Source organism: Thermoactinomyces sp. DSM 45891 (assembly GCF_900119485.1).
In the GTDB taxonomy this organism is placed as follows: Bacteria; Bacillota; Bacilli; order Thermoactinomycetales; family Thermoactinomycetaceae; genus Baia.
The window spans coordinates 50933-69235 of record NZ_FPJZ01000004.1; the positions used below are offsets into that span (position 1 = coordinate 50933).

General features: G+C 41.9%; 18 protein-coding genes and 1 pseudogene. 4 read left to right on the forward strand and 15 right to left on the reverse strand.

Annotation, left to right across the window (positions count from 1 at the left end):
- Positions 1–76: 76 nt before the first annotated feature.
- The 5 genes from BT147_RS05860 to BT147_RS05880 all read right to left on the reverse strand — a co-directional run bounded on the left by BT147_RS05860 (position 77) and on the right by BT147_RS05880 (position 5885).
- Positions 77–1363, reverse strand: a complete 1287-nt coding sequence (locus BT147_RS05860) for an adenylosuccinate synthase (RefSeq protein ID WP_072332129.1) — start codon at positions 1361–1363, stop codon at positions 77–79.
- A gap of 150 nt (positions 1364–1513) precedes the next feature.
- Positions 1514–2848 carry a replicative DNA helicase gene (gene dnaB, locus BT147_RS05865; RefSeq protein ID WP_072332132.1) on the reverse strand — a complete coding sequence of 445 codons (1335 nt, stop codon included), beginning with the start codon at positions 2846–2848 and terminating at the stop codon, positions 1514–1516.
- Between the two features lie 166 nt (positions 2849–3014).
- Positions 3015–3464 (reverse strand): 50S ribosomal protein L9, encoded by a 450-nt coding sequence (gene rplI, locus BT147_RS05870; RefSeq protein ID WP_072332135.1) that lies wholly within the window; start codon positions 3462–3464, stop codon positions 3015–3017.
- Positions 3461–5428 carry a DHH family phosphoesterase gene (locus BT147_RS05875; RefSeq protein ID WP_072332138.1) on the reverse strand — a complete coding sequence of 656 codons (1968 nt, stop codon included), beginning with the start codon at positions 5426–5428 and terminating at the stop codon, positions 3461–3463. Before BT147_RS05875 ends, rplI begins: the two co-directional genes overlap by 4 nt.
- A 145-nt stretch (positions 5429–5573) precedes the next feature.
- Complete coding sequence (locus BT147_RS05880; protein ID WP_072332140.1) at positions 5574–5885, reverse strand: MazG-like family protein; 312 nt, start codon at positions 5883–5885, stop codon at positions 5574–5576.
- Positions 5886–6108: 223 nt separating this feature from the next.
- On the opposite strand from BT147_RS05880, the gene BT147_RS05885 reads away from it, so the two are divergent.
- Complete coding sequence (locus tag BT147_RS05885) at positions 6109–6918, forward strand: alpha/beta fold hydrolase (RefSeq protein ID WP_072332143.1); 810 nt, start codon at positions 6109–6111, stop codon at positions 6916–6918.
- A 40-nt stretch (positions 6919–6958) separates the two neighbouring features.
- Here the strand turns inward: BT147_RS05885 and rpsR are convergent, their stop codons facing one another.
- The 6 genes from rpsR to BT147_RS05915 all read right to left on the reverse strand — a co-directional run bounded on the left by rpsR (position 6959) and on the right by BT147_RS05915 (position 10354).
- Positions 6959–7186: a 30S ribosomal protein S18 gene (rpsR, locus tag BT147_RS05890; protein WP_072332146.1), complete on the reverse strand. Its 228-nt coding sequence runs from the start codon at positions 7184–7186 to the stop codon at positions 6959–6961.
- A 40-nt stretch (positions 7187–7226) separates the two neighbouring features.
- Positions 7227–7760: a single-stranded DNA-binding protein gene (gene ssb, locus BT147_RS05895; protein ID WP_072332149.1), complete on the reverse strand. Its 534-nt coding sequence runs from the start codon at positions 7758–7760 to the stop codon at positions 7227–7229.
- Positions 7761–7792: 32 nt separating this feature from the next.
- A complete protein-coding gene (gene rpsF / locus BT147_RS05900; protein ID WP_072332152.1) occupies positions 7793–8083 on the reverse strand; it encodes a 30S ribosomal protein S6 in 291 nt (96 codons plus the stop codon).
- Positions 8084–8284: 201 nt separating this feature from the next.
- Positions 8285–9385 carry a redox-regulated ATPase YchF gene (gene ychF / locus BT147_RS05905; protein ID WP_072332155.1) on the reverse strand — a complete coding sequence of 367 codons (1101 nt, stop codon included), beginning with the start codon at positions 9383–9385 and terminating at the stop codon, positions 8285–8287.
- Between the two features lie 100 nt (positions 9386–9485).
- Positions 9486–9692: a DUF951 domain-containing protein gene (locus BT147_RS05910; protein WP_072332158.1), complete on the reverse strand. Its 207-nt coding sequence runs from the start codon at positions 9690–9692 to the stop codon at positions 9486–9488.
- Positions 9693–9733: 41 nt separating this feature from the next.
- Positions 9734–10354: a lysophospholipid acyltransferase family protein gene (locus BT147_RS05915; protein WP_072332161.1), complete on the reverse strand. Its 621-nt coding sequence runs from the start codon at positions 10352–10354 to the stop codon at positions 9734–9736.
- Positions 10355–10490: 136 nt separating this feature from the next.
- Here BT147_RS05915 and yyaC point away from each other — a divergent pair, with 136 nt between their 5' ends.
- On the forward strand, positions 10491–11093 hold the full coding sequence (yyaC, locus tag BT147_RS05920; protein WP_072332164.1) for a spore protease YyaC: 603 nt from the start codon (positions 10491–10493) through the stop codon (positions 11091–11093).
- Between the two features lie 102 nt (positions 11094–11195).
- Here yyaC and BT147_RS05925 read toward each other — a convergent pair whose 3' ends face one another.
- From BT147_RS05925 to noc, 4 genes and pseudogenes are all read right to left on the reverse strand, one after another.
- A complete protein-coding gene (locus tag BT147_RS05925; RefSeq protein WP_072332167.1) occupies positions 11196–12065 on the reverse strand; it encodes a ParB/RepB/Spo0J family partition protein in 870 nt (289 codons plus the stop codon).
- Positions 12058–12774, reverse strand: a pseudogene (locus tag BT147_RS05930) (ParA family protein); the annotation flags it as partial. The pseudogene BT147_RS05930 and the gene BT147_RS05925, both read right to left, overlap by 8 nt.
- 129 nt (positions 12775–12903) lie before the next feature.
- Positions 12904–14067, reverse strand: coding sequence for a hypothetical protein (locus tag BT147_RS05935; protein ID WP_072332173.1), 1164 nt, complete (start codon positions 14065–14067; stop codon positions 12904–12906).
- A gap of 627 nt (positions 14068–14694) precedes the next feature.
- Entirely contained in the window at positions 14695–15525 is an 831-nt protein-coding gene (gene noc / locus BT147_RS05940) for a nucleoid occlusion protein (protein WP_072332176.1), read from the reverse strand.
- A gap of 268 nt (positions 15526–15793) precedes the next feature.
- Here noc and BT147_RS05945 point away from each other — a divergent pair, with 268 nt between their 5' ends.
- A complete protein-coding gene (locus tag BT147_RS05945; RefSeq protein ID WP_072332179.1) occupies positions 15794–16990 on the forward strand; it encodes a ParM/StbA family protein in 1197 nt (398 codons plus the stop codon).
- 201 nt (positions 16991–17191) lie between these two features.
- Entirely contained in the window at positions 17192–17815 is a 624-nt protein-coding gene (locus BT147_RS05950) for a hypothetical protein (protein ID WP_083426417.1), read from the forward strand.
- Positions 17816–18303 lie beyond the last annotated feature (488 nt).

Consider the following 18303-nt stretch of genomic DNA (forward strand, 5'->3'; position numbering starts at 1 on the left):
GACACACCTACATTGTGAAAAAGACCTACAATTGAAAAAAGCCGCACCCCAATGGAGGCACAGCTTCTTTTTTCATCTACGCATACACAGGACGAACTTGAATCGTTTGATCACGACCTGGGCCAACGGAGAAGATGGTGAGCGGAATCCCTGTTAGTTGGGTAATCCGTTCAACGTAGTGTTGAGTAGCTAGCGGGAGGTCGTGGAGTGTTTTGACTTGGGTGATATCTTCGTGCCAACCTGGTAACTCTTCATAAACCGGTTCGCAGTCGGCGAGGATATCGAGGTCAGCTGGATAGTTCTCCATCAGTTCCCCTTTGTGTTTGTAAGCCACACAGATCTTCACGGTGTCGAGGCCCGTTAGGACATCTAGGGAGTTTAAGGATAGCCCTGTAATCCCGCTTACACGGCGTGCATGGCGTACAACCACACTATCAAACCAACCGACACGGCGGGGGCGGCCTGTAGTGGTGCCGTATTCCCTTCCTACTTCACGAATCCGATCCCCAATCTCATTGTGGAGTTCCGTGGGGAAGGGGCCATCGCCTACGCGGGTCGTGTATGCTTTCGCCACTCCTACTACTTGGTTAATTTTTGTAGGCCCTACACCTGAACCGATACATACTCCACCTGCAACTGGGTTAGAGGATGTTACAAATGGATAGGTGCCTTGGTCGATATCTAACATCACACCTTGCGCGCCTTCAAATAATACCCGTTTTCCTTGGTCGATTGCATCATTTAGTACGACGGAAGTATCAGTGATAAATGGCTTAATTCGCTCAGCAGCCTTCATATAAGTATTATAAATTTCATCGAAGTGAAATGGTTCTACTTCATATAGACGCTCGAGAATCCGATTCTTCTCTTCTAAGTTGCGTTTTAGTTTTTCAGCAAAGCGACTTGGATTTAGTAGATCCCCTACTCGAATTCCGACTCGCGCAGCTTTATCCATGTAGGCAGGGCCAATTCCCTTACCCGTTGTTCCGATTTTGCTACTACCTTTACTTGTTTCCTCTAAGCGGTCTAGACGTAAATGGTATGGCATGATGAGATGAGCTCGGTCCGAAATCCGTAAGTTGGATAAATCGACTCCGTAACCGAGAAGATAATCTAACTCAGTGATTAATGCTTCTGGATGGATCACCATCCCATTCCCTAGAACGCAAACTTTATCTTGATAAAAAATTCCAGATGGAATCATGTGAAGTTTGTATTTTACACCGCCAAACACAATCGTGTGACCCGCATTATTACCACCTTGGTAACGGGCAACGGCTTCTGCTTTCTCAGCAAGGAAATCCGTAATTTTCCCTTTTCCTTCATCTCCCCACTGAGTACCTACGACAACAGCTGTTGACATTTTCCATTCCTCCGATCAACTAAAGGCAAATAAGAGTTAAAACAAATCCGTACATATCTGAACGAGGTTATTGTATCAGTGACTCAAAGAGGTTGTCAACATAAAAACCGAACATTAAACTTGAAAACAAAATATTCATTCGTTATTAGTCTAGCTTTTACTCTCTAGACTAAGAAATTTGTTATAGTTTTTGAGGAATAGTAATTCTACCTTCCCTACAGGGCCACTCCTTTGTTTCCCTATAATCACTTCCGCCACGTTCTTCTTCTCGGAATCCTCATTATAATAATCATCACGATATAAAAATGCTACGATATCCGCATCTTGCTCGATCGAACCGGATTCACGCAGGTCAGACAACATCGGTCGTTTATCCTGTCGTTGTTCTACAGCACGTGATAACTGGGATAGGGCAATAATCGGGCAGTCAAACTCACGCGCCATCAACTTCAACGAACGGGAAATCTCTGAGATTTCTTGTTGACGACTCTCGCCATTTCCTCGGCCATTGATCAACTGAAGGTAATCGATGACTACCATTCCAAGGCCATGTTCTACCTGTAATCTACGGAGTTTCGAACGAATATCATGTACGGTTACTCCGGGTGTATCATCAATAAAGACCTTTGCTTCGGACAAAGAGCTTATGGCCATGGTTAGTTTTTCCCAATCTTCCTCATTTAAATTTCCGGTTCGGAAGGCTTGGGCGTCTATATTTCCTTCAGCCGAAAGCATCCGCATCACCATTTGCGGCGCAGACATCTCAAGGTTGAAGATTGCAACGGTTTCATTTGCTCGTAAGGCTACGTTTTGAGCAATATTTAGTGCAAATGCCGTTTTTCCCATCGCGGGACGTGCAGCGACAATAATGAGGTCAGACTTATTAAATCCGGACGTCATTCTATCTAGATCGGTGAATCCAGAAGGAATGCCGCGGATTCCCGTACGATTATAGTGAAGCCTTTCAATCTGTTCAAACGACTCTAATAACACATCTTTAATCGGAAGGAATCCACCCTTAATATTCCGCTGTGAAATCTCCAGGATTTTTTTCTCTGCTGTATCGATCAAACTGGAAACTTCTTCTCCACCGCTATATCCAGACATCGCGATTTGGGTCGCCGTCCGAATCAGACGACGTAAAACCGCCTTTTCTTCCACGATTTTAGCATAATATTCTACGTTTGCCGCTGTGGGAACAACAGATGCCAGCTCTGTCAGATAGGAGACTCCTCCGATTTCATCTAACACTTTTTTATCAGAGAGATCTGCCGTAACGGTCACGAGATCAACAGGTTCACCCTTTTCGGCAATTTCATTCATCACTTGGAACAATTTCTGATGCCCTGGACGATAGAAGTCCTCCATTCGTAACCGTTCGTTAACCGAGATCAGTACAGAAGGTTCGAGGATAATCGCCCCCAAAACGGCTTGTTCAGCTTCTATATTTTGTGGCGGAAGACGATCTGCAAATAATTCATTCAAACTATTTTTCCTCCCTACCGACTGAGAAAGCTCCACTCCCTAGTGGGAACAGTGGAGCCTTTCCATTTGTTTCTACAAGTTTGTTGATTATCCTTTATTAAACGGATCCGTTTAAAAGCTAGCCCGGGCTGATACATCCCCCTAGCCATTCTTTACCATCCTTGATCTATCCTTGCTCTTTTACATGTACAGAAAGGGTACCCGTCACTTCTGGATGGAGCTTAACGGGCACCTTCGTTACACCTAATGTACGGATTGCGTCGTCAATGAGTAGCTTCTTTTTATCAATCTTCATTTGATGTTGTTTATTCAACGCTTCAGCGATTTGTTTAGTTGAGATGGCTCCGAAGAGGCGGCCTTCTTTTCCAGACTTCGCAAATAAGACTACTTCCAACGATTCCATTTGTGTAGCAAGCGCCTTTGCATCTTCTAGCAACTGTGTCTTTTTCACATCATCGAGGCGTTGTTTTTCTTTCAAGCTATTTACATTCCCGCTAGTTGCCTCAACTGCCAATTTCCTCGGTAATAAGTAGTTACGGCCATGCCCCTCTGATACTTCTTTTAATTCACCTTTTTTACCTGTTCCTTTTACATCTTGTAGTAGAATGACTTTCATGATGTCTCCTCCCCCTCCAGCTGTTCTTGAATTAGGGATTTTAGTATTTGTTTGCACTCTCGAACACTTTTGTTCTCCGGTTGACAGGCAGCATGGGTCAGATGTCCTCCACCGCCCATCTGTTCCATAATCAATTGGACATTTAGATCTCCTTCCGATCGAGCACTGATCGAAACGACTCCTTCTGCCTTATAAGCAATCACAAAAGAAGCAGAGATCCCTTGCATATCTAATAACGTATTAGCCGCTTGAGCGATGAGCAACTGGTCATAGACACGACTCTCATCCCCCACTGCAATCGCAATCTTTCCTTGATGTAACTCCGTATTACGTATGAGTTCTGCACGTTTTACGAACTGGCTTAAATCCTCTTTTAGCAAAGACTGCACTAACATGAGATCTGCCCCATGTCTCCGTAAAAATGCAGCCGCCTCAAAAGTCCTCGATCCAGAACGGACGGAGAAGTTCTTCGTATCCACCACGATCCCAGAAAGGAGGGCTGATGCTTCCAGCGTATCCATTGTTAGTCGATGATCCTGATACTGAAGTAACTCCGTAACTAGCTCACAGGTAGACGATGCGTAGGGCTCTAAGTATACCAGAACGGAATCTTCAACAAAATCCTCGCCACGACGGTGATGGTCGATCACAACAACTTTTTCAGCGCGATCAATGAGTTTCTTCTCCGTCACTAGACTTGGCTTGTGTGTATCCACTAGCACAAGGAGGGTGTCTGGATCATCAATCCACTGTATAGCTTGATCCGAAGTAATGAACACGTCGCTTACCTCCTCGTGCTTCTCAATCTCGTCCATCAACTTTTGAACTGCACTCAAATCATCATCTAGAATAATAAACGCTTCACAATCATTTAATTCTGCTAATTTTACTACACCAATCGCAGCACCAATCGCGTCTAAATCAGGCTGCTTATGCCCCATCACGATCACTCGCTCGCAATCTTGTAGCAGATTACTAATCGCATGAGAAATGACTCGCGCTTTTACCCGATTCCGTTTTTCGACTGCGTTGGTTTTACCACCAAAAAAGGCAATTTTCTCTTTTGACTGTACAGCGGCTTGATCACCGCCGCGCGCCAGCGCTACTTCGAGTGCCGCTTGTGCATGCTTTGACTTTTCAACGAGTGTTTCTCCTAAGCTAGCAACCCCTAAGCTTAATGTGATCGGGATCTTATTATTCCGTGTCATCTCCCGTACTGTATCCAGTATGTCAAAACGATCATGAATCATGCGTTCCAGGTTCTTTTGAAACATAATAAAAAACATTTTATCTGTATCAATTCGCTTTAATGCAACTTCATACTGCAATGCCCACTCCGAAATCGCTTGGAACACCTTACTGATCAAAAGGGTTTCTTCTTGGTCCGATAACCCCTGCCCAGCCTCATCTATATTGTCCAGATGCAAGAAACCCAATATTGGCTTTTCATCTTCGTACTTCTCTTGTAGGGACACCCACTTCGTTACTTCTTCTATCAAATATAAACGTTCAGCGCGATGATAGATACACGAATAATGTTTATCATGAATCTGAATCATAACAGGATCTGATAGAGAGTGTTCCTCCGGATCCAGTTCTGGCAAGTGCTCAGCAATCTTGCTTCCTATTAACCTTGCCTTAGGAAATAAGTTGGATACGAATGGATTATGCCACTGCACCTCTCCTGCATGGTTGAGTAGGATCATGCCAATCGGGAGATGCTTCACCGCAAGCTGACCAGCAAATTGAATGCGATCCGTTAACGCTAGCACGTATTGGGATTGTTCTTTTTTTTGTTCAAACTCTGTTTTATACCGAATGGCAGTAAGAAGTCCTACACAGAGTATCGCAATCACAACATAGGAAAGCTTTTCTGTAAGAATCCATATAAGGAGAATTACAGTAAGTCCTAATATCCAACTTGTGGATACACTTAGCCATCTATGCATAAAATTTTTTGGCATTTCCTTTAACTCCTCCAAGCTGGGTAACACTCATAACCTCATACCTTCTATTTTACCCGAGTTCAGCGGAGCTTCAACTCTTGCAGAGTTATAAATTTGACCAGATTTTGGATTATCTATCGCTTACCATTTTCTAATTCTTATTCTAACGTTTATTAATATATTTCTCCATAGCAGACAAATCGCCGTACCACTCCTCCAATTGATGCCCTTCTTTCATATGTTCTCTTAATTTTTGGGTGACCACTTGGTCCACTTCACGGTAAGGAATCCCCATCCTTCTGGCTAATACGTAAACAGAAACTAAAATACTCGAAAGGCTATCTATAATCATTTGTTGGTTTGCATAATGGAGACCACGGAATAAGCTAGCGATTTGGTCTAGAATTTCTGTTTTTAACCAGTCGACCACTTTAATATTTTTCGCAATATGTATACCTTTTTCTGGTCGGTTCATGGTATTCGCTCCCCTTCTAATTTCTCGTTAGAAGGAATTTCCACATTTTTATGTTATTTCCTGCCTACTTAGAAAAAACAACTTCCATATTCTCTAAAAGGGTAACATTGAATCCGTTGGCTGCAAATAAGATATATGAATAAGAGGCTAAATTAGAGTTGGATAGAACAACGAATAAACAAAGACGTAGGGGACAAGAGTCAAATAGTTGGAGGCGAGCGTATTGGGTTACTATATACATGTGGAGCCGGATGTGAAGATTTATGCGGAAGACATAAACCCCAGGGCAAAACGAACCATTCTCTTTATTCATGGATGGCCTGCGAATCATAATCTATTTGAATATCAATTTAATGAGCTACCCGGATATGGTTTTCGGTGTATTGGAGTTGATCTTCGTGGCTTTGGGAAGTCGGATAAACCTTGGAGAAAATATAGTTACAATCGATTGGCAGATGATATCTACTGTGTCATTCAATCTCTTCAGTTAGAAAACATAACATTGGTTGGCCATTCAGTAGGGGGCGCAGTTGCCATTCGATATATGTCACGACATTGTGGATATCAAGTTTCCAAGCTAGCATTACTCGGTGCAGCGGCGCCAAGTGTGGTTCAGCGCCCGAACTTCCCGCACGGACTTCCCATTGAGGAAGTCAATCGTCTGATCGAAGGAACGTACCAGGATCGCCCCAAGATGTTAGAACAGTTTGGAACATTATTTTTCTATCAAAAAATATCTCAACCCTTTGCAGAGTGGTTTCTGAAAATGGGGCTAGAAGCTGCAGGATGGGCTACTGCCAAAGTAGCTAAGACTTTTCGTGATGAAACGTTATTTTCTGATCTATGTGAGATCCATGTCCCTACCCTTATTCTTCATGGAATCCACGATCAAGTGTGTTTGTATCCACTTGCTACTGCCCTTCATAACGGGATTCTGCGCTCAAAACTAGTTCCCTTCGAGCATAGTGGTCATGGGCTAATGTGGGAAGAGAAAGAAAAACTAAATAAGGAATTAATCACGTTTATCAACTGAACAAAAAAACAACCCACTGAATGGATTGTTTTAGATGTTCCTAGTCGTTTGTATAAGCTAGGAGTGCCATTTGACGAGCACGTTTGATTGCACGAGTCAATTGACGTTGATACTTAGAGCTAGTTCCTGTTACACGACGTGGTAAAATCTTACCACGTTCGCTAACAAACTTACGGAGCAAGTCTGTATCTTTATAGTCAATGTATGAAACTTTGTTTACTGTGAAGTAACAAACTTTACGACGTTTATGTCCACGACGACGAGCCATTCATATTCCCTCCTATCCAAAAAAGTACGTTTTATATTAACTAGAACGGAAGATCATCATCAGAGAGATCAATTGGCTTGCCATCATCTTCAAACGGATTATCCGTCTTACGACGACCTTGATTGTTAGAACTGTTTTGATTCCAGCCACCGCCAAAGTTGTTATGGTTGTTATTATTGCTACCGCTGAAACCTTCACCTGAGTTACCACCATAAGAAGAATCGCCGAAATCAGAACCGTTACCCTCGCGAGTACGATTGGTTTCTAAGAACTGAACGTTTTCGGCTATTATCTCTGCGTTACGTACTTTACGGCCTTCTTGGTTTTCATAGACGCTGATTTGCAAGCGACCATCAACACCAACCAAACGACCCTTTTTCAGGTAGTTAGCACAGGTTTCGGCTAGTCCACGCCATGCAACAATATTGATAAAGTCTACATCACGTTCTCCTTGCTGATTCGTATAGTTACGATTTACAGCAATAGAAAAGCGAGTCACTGCAACCCCAGACTGCGTGTAACGCATTTCAGGATCGGCAGTTAACCGACCAATCAAAACAACTCGGTTCACCATGACGCAATCTCTCCCTTGAATCCCTCTAGTATTTATTTTTCATCCATGTTTACAACCATATGGCGGATGATATTTTCATCAATGTTGATTACACGCTCCAACTCAGAAACCATAGCAGCTTCTCCGTTGAAGTTTACAACTGTATAAACACCTTCACGGTATTTATCGATGAGGTAAGCCAAACGACGTTTCCCCATGTCGTCGGTCTTCACAACTTCGCCACTGTTGTTTGTAATCACACCCGCTACTTTCTCACGGGTTGCTTTCACAGCTTCTTCGTCCATGTCTGGACGTACGATGTACATCAATTCGTATTTGTGCATTCCGTCTACACCTCCTTCTGGACTTTGCGGCTCTCACAGCTAAGGAGAGAGCAAGGGGCGAGCATATTTACTCACGTTAATCCATTCTAGCAAAGCTCAACTATAATAGCAAGCTAGAAGCAATTTCCTATTTTGTGAAACTCCGTTGATGTTACGGATAAATCTATCAAACGTACGTTCGAATGGAGAGTAGTTAACTTTCTACACATTAAAGCGGAAGTTCATCACATCTCCATCATTTACCACATAATCCTTACCTTCTAATCGAAGTAGACCCTTTTCACGTGCCTGTCCTAAGCTTCCAGAGTTGGTTAAATCTTCATAAGCAACGGTCTCAGCGCGAATGAAACCACGTTCAAAATCCGTATGAATCACACCTGCCGCTTGTGGTGCTTTCGTGCCTTCTCGAATAGTCCAAGCCCGTACTTCTTTTTCACCCGCAGTAAAGTAAGTGATCAATCCTAGTAGACGATACGCCTCCGTAATCAAACGATCAAGTCCTGATTGCTCCAAGCCTAACTCTTCTAGGAACATTTTTCGTTCCTCATTATCTAACTCCGCAATTTCAGCCTCAACTTGAGCACTGATCGTTACAACTCCAGCGCCTTCGGATGCAGCAATTTCCTTTACCCGTTGAACATGAGGGTTCCCATCTGGGTTGGCAACTTCCTCTTCACTTACATTTGCTGCATAAAGCATGTTTTTCATCGTTAGCAAGTTAAGACTTTTTACAATCAGCTTCTCCTCAGGGCTAAGATCCACAGAGCGTGCTGGCTTTCCTTCTTCTAGTACAGGAAGGATCTTCGATAACACATCATGCTCTTGCGTAGCCAGTTTCTCTCCACTTTTCTTCTGGCGTAAAACGCGATCCATCCGCTTTTCAACTGTCTCCATATCCGCAAATACGAGTTCGAGATTAATCGTTTCCATATCATCGGCTGGATCAATCCGTCCAGATACGTGAGTAATATTCTCATCTTCAAAACACCGCACTACATGGATAATTGCATCTACTTCGCGAATATGAGAAAGAAACTTATTTCCTAGCCCCTCTCCCTTGCTTGCACCTTTCACTAAGCCTGCAATATCAACAAAATGAAAAGAAGTAGGAACAACTCTCTGGGGATTGACCACTTGCTTTAGACGATCCAGCCTTACATCTGGTACATCTACCACTCCTACGTTTGGGTCAATGGTGCAAAATGGATAGTTTGCCGATTCTGCCCCGGCTTGCGTAATCGCATTAAATAATGTGGATTTCCCTACATTCGGGAGACCTACTATTCCTGTCGTCAATGCCATCTTAAAGTTCAACTCCAATTTTCCCGATTCTTGATTCAACTATCTTATTATAGCGGAAATAATTCGTAACAAAAAGCGATTCCAATGGAACCGCTCCACTTTATATATCTTCTCGCTCAGCTGACATAAGCACCTTTTTTAACTTCTGTTCAAACCTCATCCTAGGTAGCAAGACACTATGTTCACAACCTGTGCATTTGATGCGGATATCCATTCCCATACGGATCACTTTCCAAGCATTGGTTCCGCAAGGATGTGCCTTCTTCATCTCCACCACATCACCTAATCCAAAATCTTTTCTCTGCAAGAAAGTCCCCACTCTCCATTTTAAAATCATCTACGTACAACTTAATCCATTTGCTCAACCGACTTCCGCAAGTCCTGCAGTGCTTGCAAAATTTGTTGCGAAAGATATTCTTGTCTCTCCCGAAAGGTTCCTGCTTCTGGGACTAAAATCAAATCACCCACAATGATTCGAATCTTGCTGGGTTTAATCCAAATATTCCCAACAGGTAGTGCCTTTTCGCTACCTGATAGGTAAATAGGGACAACAGGAACATTCCCTTTTAAGGATAAGAATGCAGCACCTTGTTTTACTTCTTGAAGGGGGGCTACATCCTCTCTGATTCCACCCTCGGGAAAGAGGCCTACACATTTTTGCTCCTGTAAATAACGTAAGGCAGTGCGTATTGCTTGAATATCCGCTTTCTCTCGATTCACAGGAAATGCTTGAAATATATCCAAAAAAAACTTTGTGATTTGGAATCTCCATGCTTCTGCTTTTGCCATAAAATGAACATGACGCGGCAGCATAGAGCCGATATAAAAAGGATCGATATAACTAATATGATTACCGACTATAAGTGCGGCCCCTTCACGGGGAAATTTTTCCAATCCGATTACTTCCACACGATGATATAAGCGGAGGAACATTCGAATCATCCATTTTAATAGTGATGATGTGAGCATCAAAAAATCCTCCTTCCATAGAAATTGGTTCTACATAATTAGACTACCCACTCTACAAATCTCTCAATCTGTAGGTATAAACCTCTTAATATATCCGTATACTGTAACATCAATATATTCTGAGAGGACGCTGGTGATGAAAGAATCTAACCCATTCAAAACTCTTTCTCCATTTCGCATCTCTTATCAAGATCCTAGCGCACTAAGCCATTGCACTCATTCCCTTTATCAACACCTCTTACAGCTTCCTCATGGACGTAAAATTGTCTGTGTTTGTATCGGTACAGATCGATCAACTGGGGATTCACTAGGCCCCCTTGTTGGCTCTATCCTACAGAAAAAAACATTTCCTGATATAGCGGAAGTATATGGAACACTTGACGAACCAGTTCATGCTCTCAATTTAGCCAGTACGGTAGAAATGATTCAACAGGACCATCCTGATCACTTTATGATCGCCATTGACGCATGTCTAGGTCAATTAAAAAATGTTGGTGCCATACAGGTTTCCCAAGGCTCCATCAAGCCAGGAGCAGGTGTTAATAAAGATCTCCCAGAGGTAGGAAATCTTTCGATTACAGGTATTGTGAACGTATCTGGTTTTATGGAATATCTTGTCCTACAAAACACTCGCTTAAGTCTAGTTATGAATATGGCTGAGATTATTGCGGAGAGTATTAAGCAGTCCATTCAACTGGTACAAGATACCTCTTTAGACCGTGCACAACCTTATGTATAATGTACCCTTAATGGACAGCGATAACAAACAACCCTAATCTTCGTGTGAAGTCGTTTTCACATGAAGTTGGGGTTGTTTGTGCTTCCTTTTCCTTCTCCTACCCTACAAAATCCGATCTTGTTGCAGCAACTCTACAATCCGCTCCAGCTCGCGCTCAGAGTAGTATTCAATCTCAATTTTTCCTTTTCTTCTCCCTGGACGAATCTTAACAGATGTACTAAATATCTCTTGGAGCAAACCTTCAAAATGCCTCATCTCGGGAGAAAGGTCTTGTTCTTGCTTCGGCTTCTCTGACTTTGAATTCCCCTTTTGATTAAGACGCTGAATCCACTCTTCTAGTTGACGAACGTTCGTCTCCTCTTCGATTACTTTCTTGGAGAGCCTCTTTTGTAAGTCTGAATCTTTGATTCCTAGAAGCGCTCTGGCATGGCCCATGGACAGTGTTCCACGTGAAACATTTTCTTGAATCTCCGCGGGAAGCTGAAGAAGACGAATGAAATTGGTAACATGTGACCGGCTTACCCCCACTCGCTCTGACAATTGCTCTTGCGTTAAATGCAAGTGTTGAAGCAATTTTTGATACGCCATTGCCACCTCGATTGGGTTTAAGTCCTCTCTTTGTAGGTTTTCTACCAGCGCGATTTCCATCATTTCATTGTCTGTATAATCCCTAACGACAACCGGGACCTTCTCCAAACCTACCCGCTTCGCCGCACGAAACCGACGTTCTCCGGCTACAATCTCATATCCACGAATACTTTTCCTTACAATCAAGGGCTGAATAATCCCATGTTGTTTCACAGACTCCGATAATTCGTTTAAAGAGCCATCTTCATCAAAGTGCTTTCGGGGTTGATATGGATTAGCACGTAATTCAAGGACCTCTATTTCTTTTACAATGTCATCGTCACGAACATCAGCATCTGTGTTGAGAAAAAGTGCGTTTAACCCTTTACCTAAACCTTTACTCACTTCTCGCCACTTCCTTTGCTAATTGCATATAGCATTCAGCGCCTTTCGATCTTGGATCATAGGCAATAATCGATTTGCCATAACTAGGCGCCTCCGATAAACGAACATTACGAGGGATAACCGTCTCGTACACCCTAGACTGAAAGTATTTTTTTACTTCTTCCATCACTTGGACCGACAAGTTGGTTCTAGCATCAAACATGGTCAGAAGAACACCCTCTACCTCAAGATGCCTATTTAGATGTTTTTGCACAAGACGAACCGTGTTAAGCAATTGGCCTAGCCCTTCTAATGCGTAAAATTCACATTGAATCGGGATAATAACCGACTCTGCGGCAGTCAAGGCATTTAGTGTAATAATGCCTAATGATGGTGGACAATCGATAAAAATATAATCAAATTCATGCTTACAGGTTTGTAGCGCTCGTTTGAGCCGTAGTTCTCTCGAAATGGCCTGTCCCAATTCAATTTCTGCCCCTGCTAATTGAATTGTTGCTGGGATCAAATGAAAGTTATCAACGTCTGTTGGTAGAATGACTTCTTCAACAGAGCGATCATTAATCAAAACATCATATACACAATGCTTCACGTCCGCTTTGTTAATACCTAAGCCGCTTGTGGTATTCCCTTGCGGATCAATATCTACAATTAAAATTTTCTTGCCTATCGCCGCCAAACATGCTGCTAAGTTTATAGAGGTTGTAGTTTTGTAGGGTAGAAGGTAGGCGCCTTGCTAAGAAGCAGGTCTCCTACCAACCCCCTCCGAACCGTACGTACACCTTTCGGCATATACGGCTCTCCAGCTATCACAGAATCACACAAGACGAAAAAATGAAACTTATCGCGGATCATACTGGACGAATCGATCCCCATCCCTAGCCCGAAGAACCCTCTTCTCTTTTGATCCATATCGATTCAATGTCTTCTTAACGGAACTCTTTTCTTTCGCTGCGATGGTTTTACATAAGCTTATAAAATGGATGTCACAAAATTCGTCCCTCTGTTTCGGAAAATACTTCTTAGCCTCTGTATAAATATCAAATAATTGCAACTCACGACGATATAACTCGATAATCTGTGGAATCGATAAATGAATTCGATTCGAAACATGACAGGCTCTCCCGCTTTTTGTGAAGGACTTTATCCAGTTCCAACATTCCTCTTCTGCTATGCAAACCTTCCACTTCTGATGATTCTTCAGCCAGTTCATCTGATAGGGACCGATCACTTTCCTCCCCTTATGCTCTGGATTATGCACAAGAATCGGTAGGTGCCGTTGATCAAAAGCCGATTGTAACCGCTGTTGGTATCTTTTCACTTCCGAAAATGGAGCATCTACACAGATATGGACTTGCGAATGAATCCGAATATAAACGACTTTCATTCCAAGGAGCGCACGCTGCACAAGGGTGTCAATCGCTTTATGTAGTGTAGTAGATAATGGCTGTACACCATAACGCTCATATTCTGGATGTGGATGAAGCCACTTTTGGCGATGAAATCTTCGAACCAACTCTAACCACCGACCATCCTGACACCGCGTCTTCAACAGGGTACGACAATGCTCCCAAGTATCCAGCAGTTCACTTGGTATCGAAAATGAAACCAACCAGCTATTGGCAACTCTTCGTAATGTATTCCCTAACTCACGAAAATCATGATGTTTCATAGAAACTCCTTGATCCATCACAAACTGATTTTCATGCACTGGAAATAGCGCCTGGTGACATACTTGAAGAATGTACATAACCGTCATCTCAGGAAACAGCGTCTGCCCCCCCACCTTCCTGCGTGGATGCCAGCGCTCTGACTGAATCAAATCGTACCAGCTTTCCCATTGATAGGCTCCGAGTGGATTCGTTATCGATTCCACTGCTGAGTTCCCTACATAGGAGTAAACATCCGGATTATACAGGATTCGATACAATCGATTGAATTGGAAATTTTCGTCTTGTCTTGCTTTCTGTTTGATCAGAGATAGCATTAGTTCGGCTGATTGCATTCCGCATACCTCACTTTATCCCTGTAATCTGATAACCTGCCTTCCTTCGCCATGTAATCGTCTTTCTCGATCTCGGACTACTATGAAGGCTCCGACGCCATGAGAAGAATATCATCTTCCTTTAGGCCTCTCCGTTTCAGTTTCATAGAGCTATCTGAGTAACGTAGGTTCCCCGTTCGCTTCTTTCTCAATCCATTGACTGATTGGGAGATCGTAGAGAGTACATCGACTATGGGTAACGGTCTCTGTAACCATCTCATATGCAGTTATGTTCACATACCATGCATATCCCCGGTGGCAGGGCCTCAAAGCTAGAGTTCAAGCAGTTTAGCTTTAACCATATCACTCCATGGTGTCGCAAGTTCTGACAACTCACTTTTTGGGCATGCGATGTTCCCTGTCCAGTTTCCCTTACAGGTAAGCCCAATCACCAGTAGGACATCTCTCTAATCCTACACCTTTCTGGCATCTCTATGAAACCTGTACGGACGCACACCCACTCCACCCTTTTGATTGGCGATAGCAATGATCTTACCCATACAATCACCCCATTCTAAGAAACTTCCCACTCATCATATCGAAAATAAGCGTTATAAGTAAAGCTTGTATGATCTTGTCGAATCCACACTATGCATGAACCGGCTGCTTAGGAATCCGTATCACGACCTCGTAAAAATCATCGTGTTCCTTCTCTTCTGTGGATATTTCCATCCCTGTTTGCTTTACTAAATCAATCGATTGTCGAATCGTGTTTACAGCAAGCCTGAGATCCCGTGTATAACTCTTACGTCGCAACTGTTTTTGTTCAATTTCGTTTATCTCCATCAGCTTCTTGATCTTTTCCTCTGACTGTTTTACATTTAATTCTTTTTGTATAATCTCTTCCAGCATAGATAAAATAAGAGTTTCATCTTTTAACGTCAATAAGGCTCTGGCATGTCTTTCCGTGATGGTTCGTTTTAAAAGCTCATTTTGAACCTCTGTTGGTAGTTGGAGTAGTCGGATTTTATTGGCAATCGTTGACTGCCCTTTCCCTAATTTCTGGGCTAACTCCTCTTGCGTAAGAGATTGGATCTCGATCAAGTTCTGATAAGCCCTTGCTTCTTCAATCACGGTTAAATTCTCACGCTGTAAATTTTCAATGAGTGATGCAGATGCGGCTTGATGATCAGACATGTCTTTAATAATAGCTGGAATGGTGGGATGCCCTAGACGAAGGACTGCCCTCCATCTCCGCTCCCCCGCAATGATTTCATACCCTTTTTGCTTTCTTCTGACTACGATAGGCTGAATGACCCCATGTTGCTGAATCGTCTGACATAGTTCATCCAACCGTTCATCCTCAAATATCGTACGCGGTTGATAAGGACTGACCGAAATCTCTGCTACTGATATATCCTTCATTTGCTCCGTTATCTTCTCTGATAAGCCAAAGAAACGAGTAAAAGGCTCCTTCATACACTCACCACCTACGCCTTCCTATACATAATAAATTGGGAGGGATTTGTATACATTTCGCTATATGTTAACAACTACCTGCTAAAAAAGAAAAAATTGACAATCAATATGTTTCACGTGAAACATATTTTTTATTATTTGACTGTTCCAATAAAATGATTTCTATCTAGAAAATGTGAAAAACAGCGAATTATGATTGACCCTTTCATTCTGCACTTGATAGAATCGTTGGAGAGAAGAATTTCATCCATTATTAGGAGGAATACATATGAATTCGCCAGTTTATATAGGTAATGACCAAGGGTACTATGGAACGAAAGTAGTATCTAAATCTAACGGAAAATTCTATAAAATGTTTATTCGTAACATGGTAGTACCAAACCGAGTAGGGGAAATTACATACAACAATGACCCTCATAACATTATGTATCGGGAACGTGAAGGGGATCGCGAGTGGTTCTGTGGGAAGCTTGCAGTTGAACAGTCTGGGGATGACGAGTTATTTGATTCCCATAAGCGTCGTCTATTTAGTCCAACTTGGTTTCGTGAACAAGAGTATCAAATTATGTTCCGTGTTAGTACAGGACTCATGCTCCAAGGTAGTAACGAGCCTGTTGTATCCGTAGCCTTACCAACAGATAGCTATATTGATTATAAAGAAGAGTTAAAGCGCCGCCTGATCGGAAAACATAGCTTCGAAGTGAAACAAGGAAATCTACCTTGGCGTAGAATTGAGTTTGAAATCAAGAAAGAAAATCTCTACGTAATCAGCCAACCGATGGCCACCCTCTTCCACATCGCGCTTGATCGCGATGGGAAGTTACTAAATGAGGATCTCTTTATCCAAAAAGTAAGTATTAACGATCTCGGCTTCGGTACTTCTGATATCGAAACCTTACACGGGGAAACTATTATTAAACGTCAGAGCTTTACTTCCCGCCATGCGATGCTAAATGTGTATACTCTCCTTTCCAAACGTTTACTAGAGTTTACCCGCGGTATCGATCTAGAGAACAATGGCAAAGAGTATCCGATTTGGAGTTTGCCTCGCATTGTTCGCTCTGGTGAAATAAGTTTTAAAGGAAAAACGCATGATATTAGCGATATCGTTAACGAATCCATTCGCGAAGTAGGAGAATCATTGGTAGAAGAAGTTTGGCAACGCCTAGACTTTGGGGATGACATCACATACATCATCCTAACCGGAGGCGCGTCTATTCCCTTTAAGCCTTTCTACCGTGAACGCTTTGGCGATAAGTTGATTTTTGCTGAGGATTACGGCATAGATGCACAGTTTGCCAATGGATTTGGCCTATGCAAATTCTCCCAATCGAAGTCCAAAGCCCAGCCAGTAAAGGATTTACTAGAAGCTGCTGCAACCATTCAACAGGAGTTTACCGTTCCAGACCATCTAAGTGAAAAAGGTTCCAAGAAGAAAGTTGTCGTTGTACCAACAAAGAAATAGACCTATCTTGTCTACAAGCGACCTCCCAAGGTATATTCGGGGAGGTCGTTTGCATATAGGCTTAGAGATGGTTGCCCAATACGCAACAACATCATTTTACAATCCATCCATCGCTTAATGATATTGACTTTATTTTTTGACTATAATATAATAAAATGTGATTTAAAAATAAATATATTTAATAAAAGGGGATTTAATTTAATGAAAATAAGTATTTTATCTTTAGTTAAGAAAACAACAATCACACTTTCTTTATCTATGTTAGTGGTCTTTGGTGGCATTGGAAAAACAGCTACGTATGCTATGGATAGCGCGGAATCAAAACAACTAAATGGAATCGCTCATGGAGCAAATGAAGAAAAGGAAATAAAGGAAACTGAGCGTTTTCTATCAGCTATTGAAAGCATTCCTGATGAAGTAGTAACCCAGGGCGATAAACAGATAGTTGAATGGCTAAATACACATACAGATATGGAATTTGTAGCAGATAATGGAATTTTAAAAATAAAAGAAGAGAAAATGCCAAAGCAACAGCTTGCTAGCATAACTGGATGCGTTGGGGCAATTGGGATCGCTTTAGTCACAACAGGAATTCCATTTACTAAAATTCTTAAGGTAAAACAAGCCCTTAGTGCTTTAGGAGGAGCTACAAAGTTTGCTAAACAATTTTATAAGACTTATAAACTTTATAGAGGCTATGGAAACTCAGTAAAGACTGCAACTACTAGGGCTATCAATTCTATTGGGAAAAACTTGAGAGCAGATATGAAGGATGCTTTGCTGGATTTCTTCAATATAAATAATGTAATTGCCAACTGTACGTAACACATAGAAAGGGGGATAACTAGTTGTTAGTTATCCCCTTTTCTATGTGTTACTATTTATCATTCTCCGGATTCTTTCTAGTAATAATATACATAATCAGTACTATTACAAAAACTGATATAGTAAAGGCACCAAGGAAATCCTTATATTTTGGAAAAATATATGTAAAAATAGAAAATAAAAAAACTGCCGTAACTCCTAGACTACTAATTAGAGAATATCGCTCCCTAAGCCTTTTTCGCCACATAAATATCCTCCTCTAAACCTGCTAAAGCATCACTAATCTAAATAAGTCTATTCATCCTAAGTTTTTTCACACTTACTTAAGTATATCCAAATAATAAAAAATGTCAAATTATATAATATCAATAAAAAATAAAACCATTTTAAAGCTTAGTAAGTCTGAGAGCTACTCATCGACTTACTAAGCTTTAAAAACTATGAAAACACAAATGCTAGTTGCCAACTTGTCATGCTGTATCTATTGT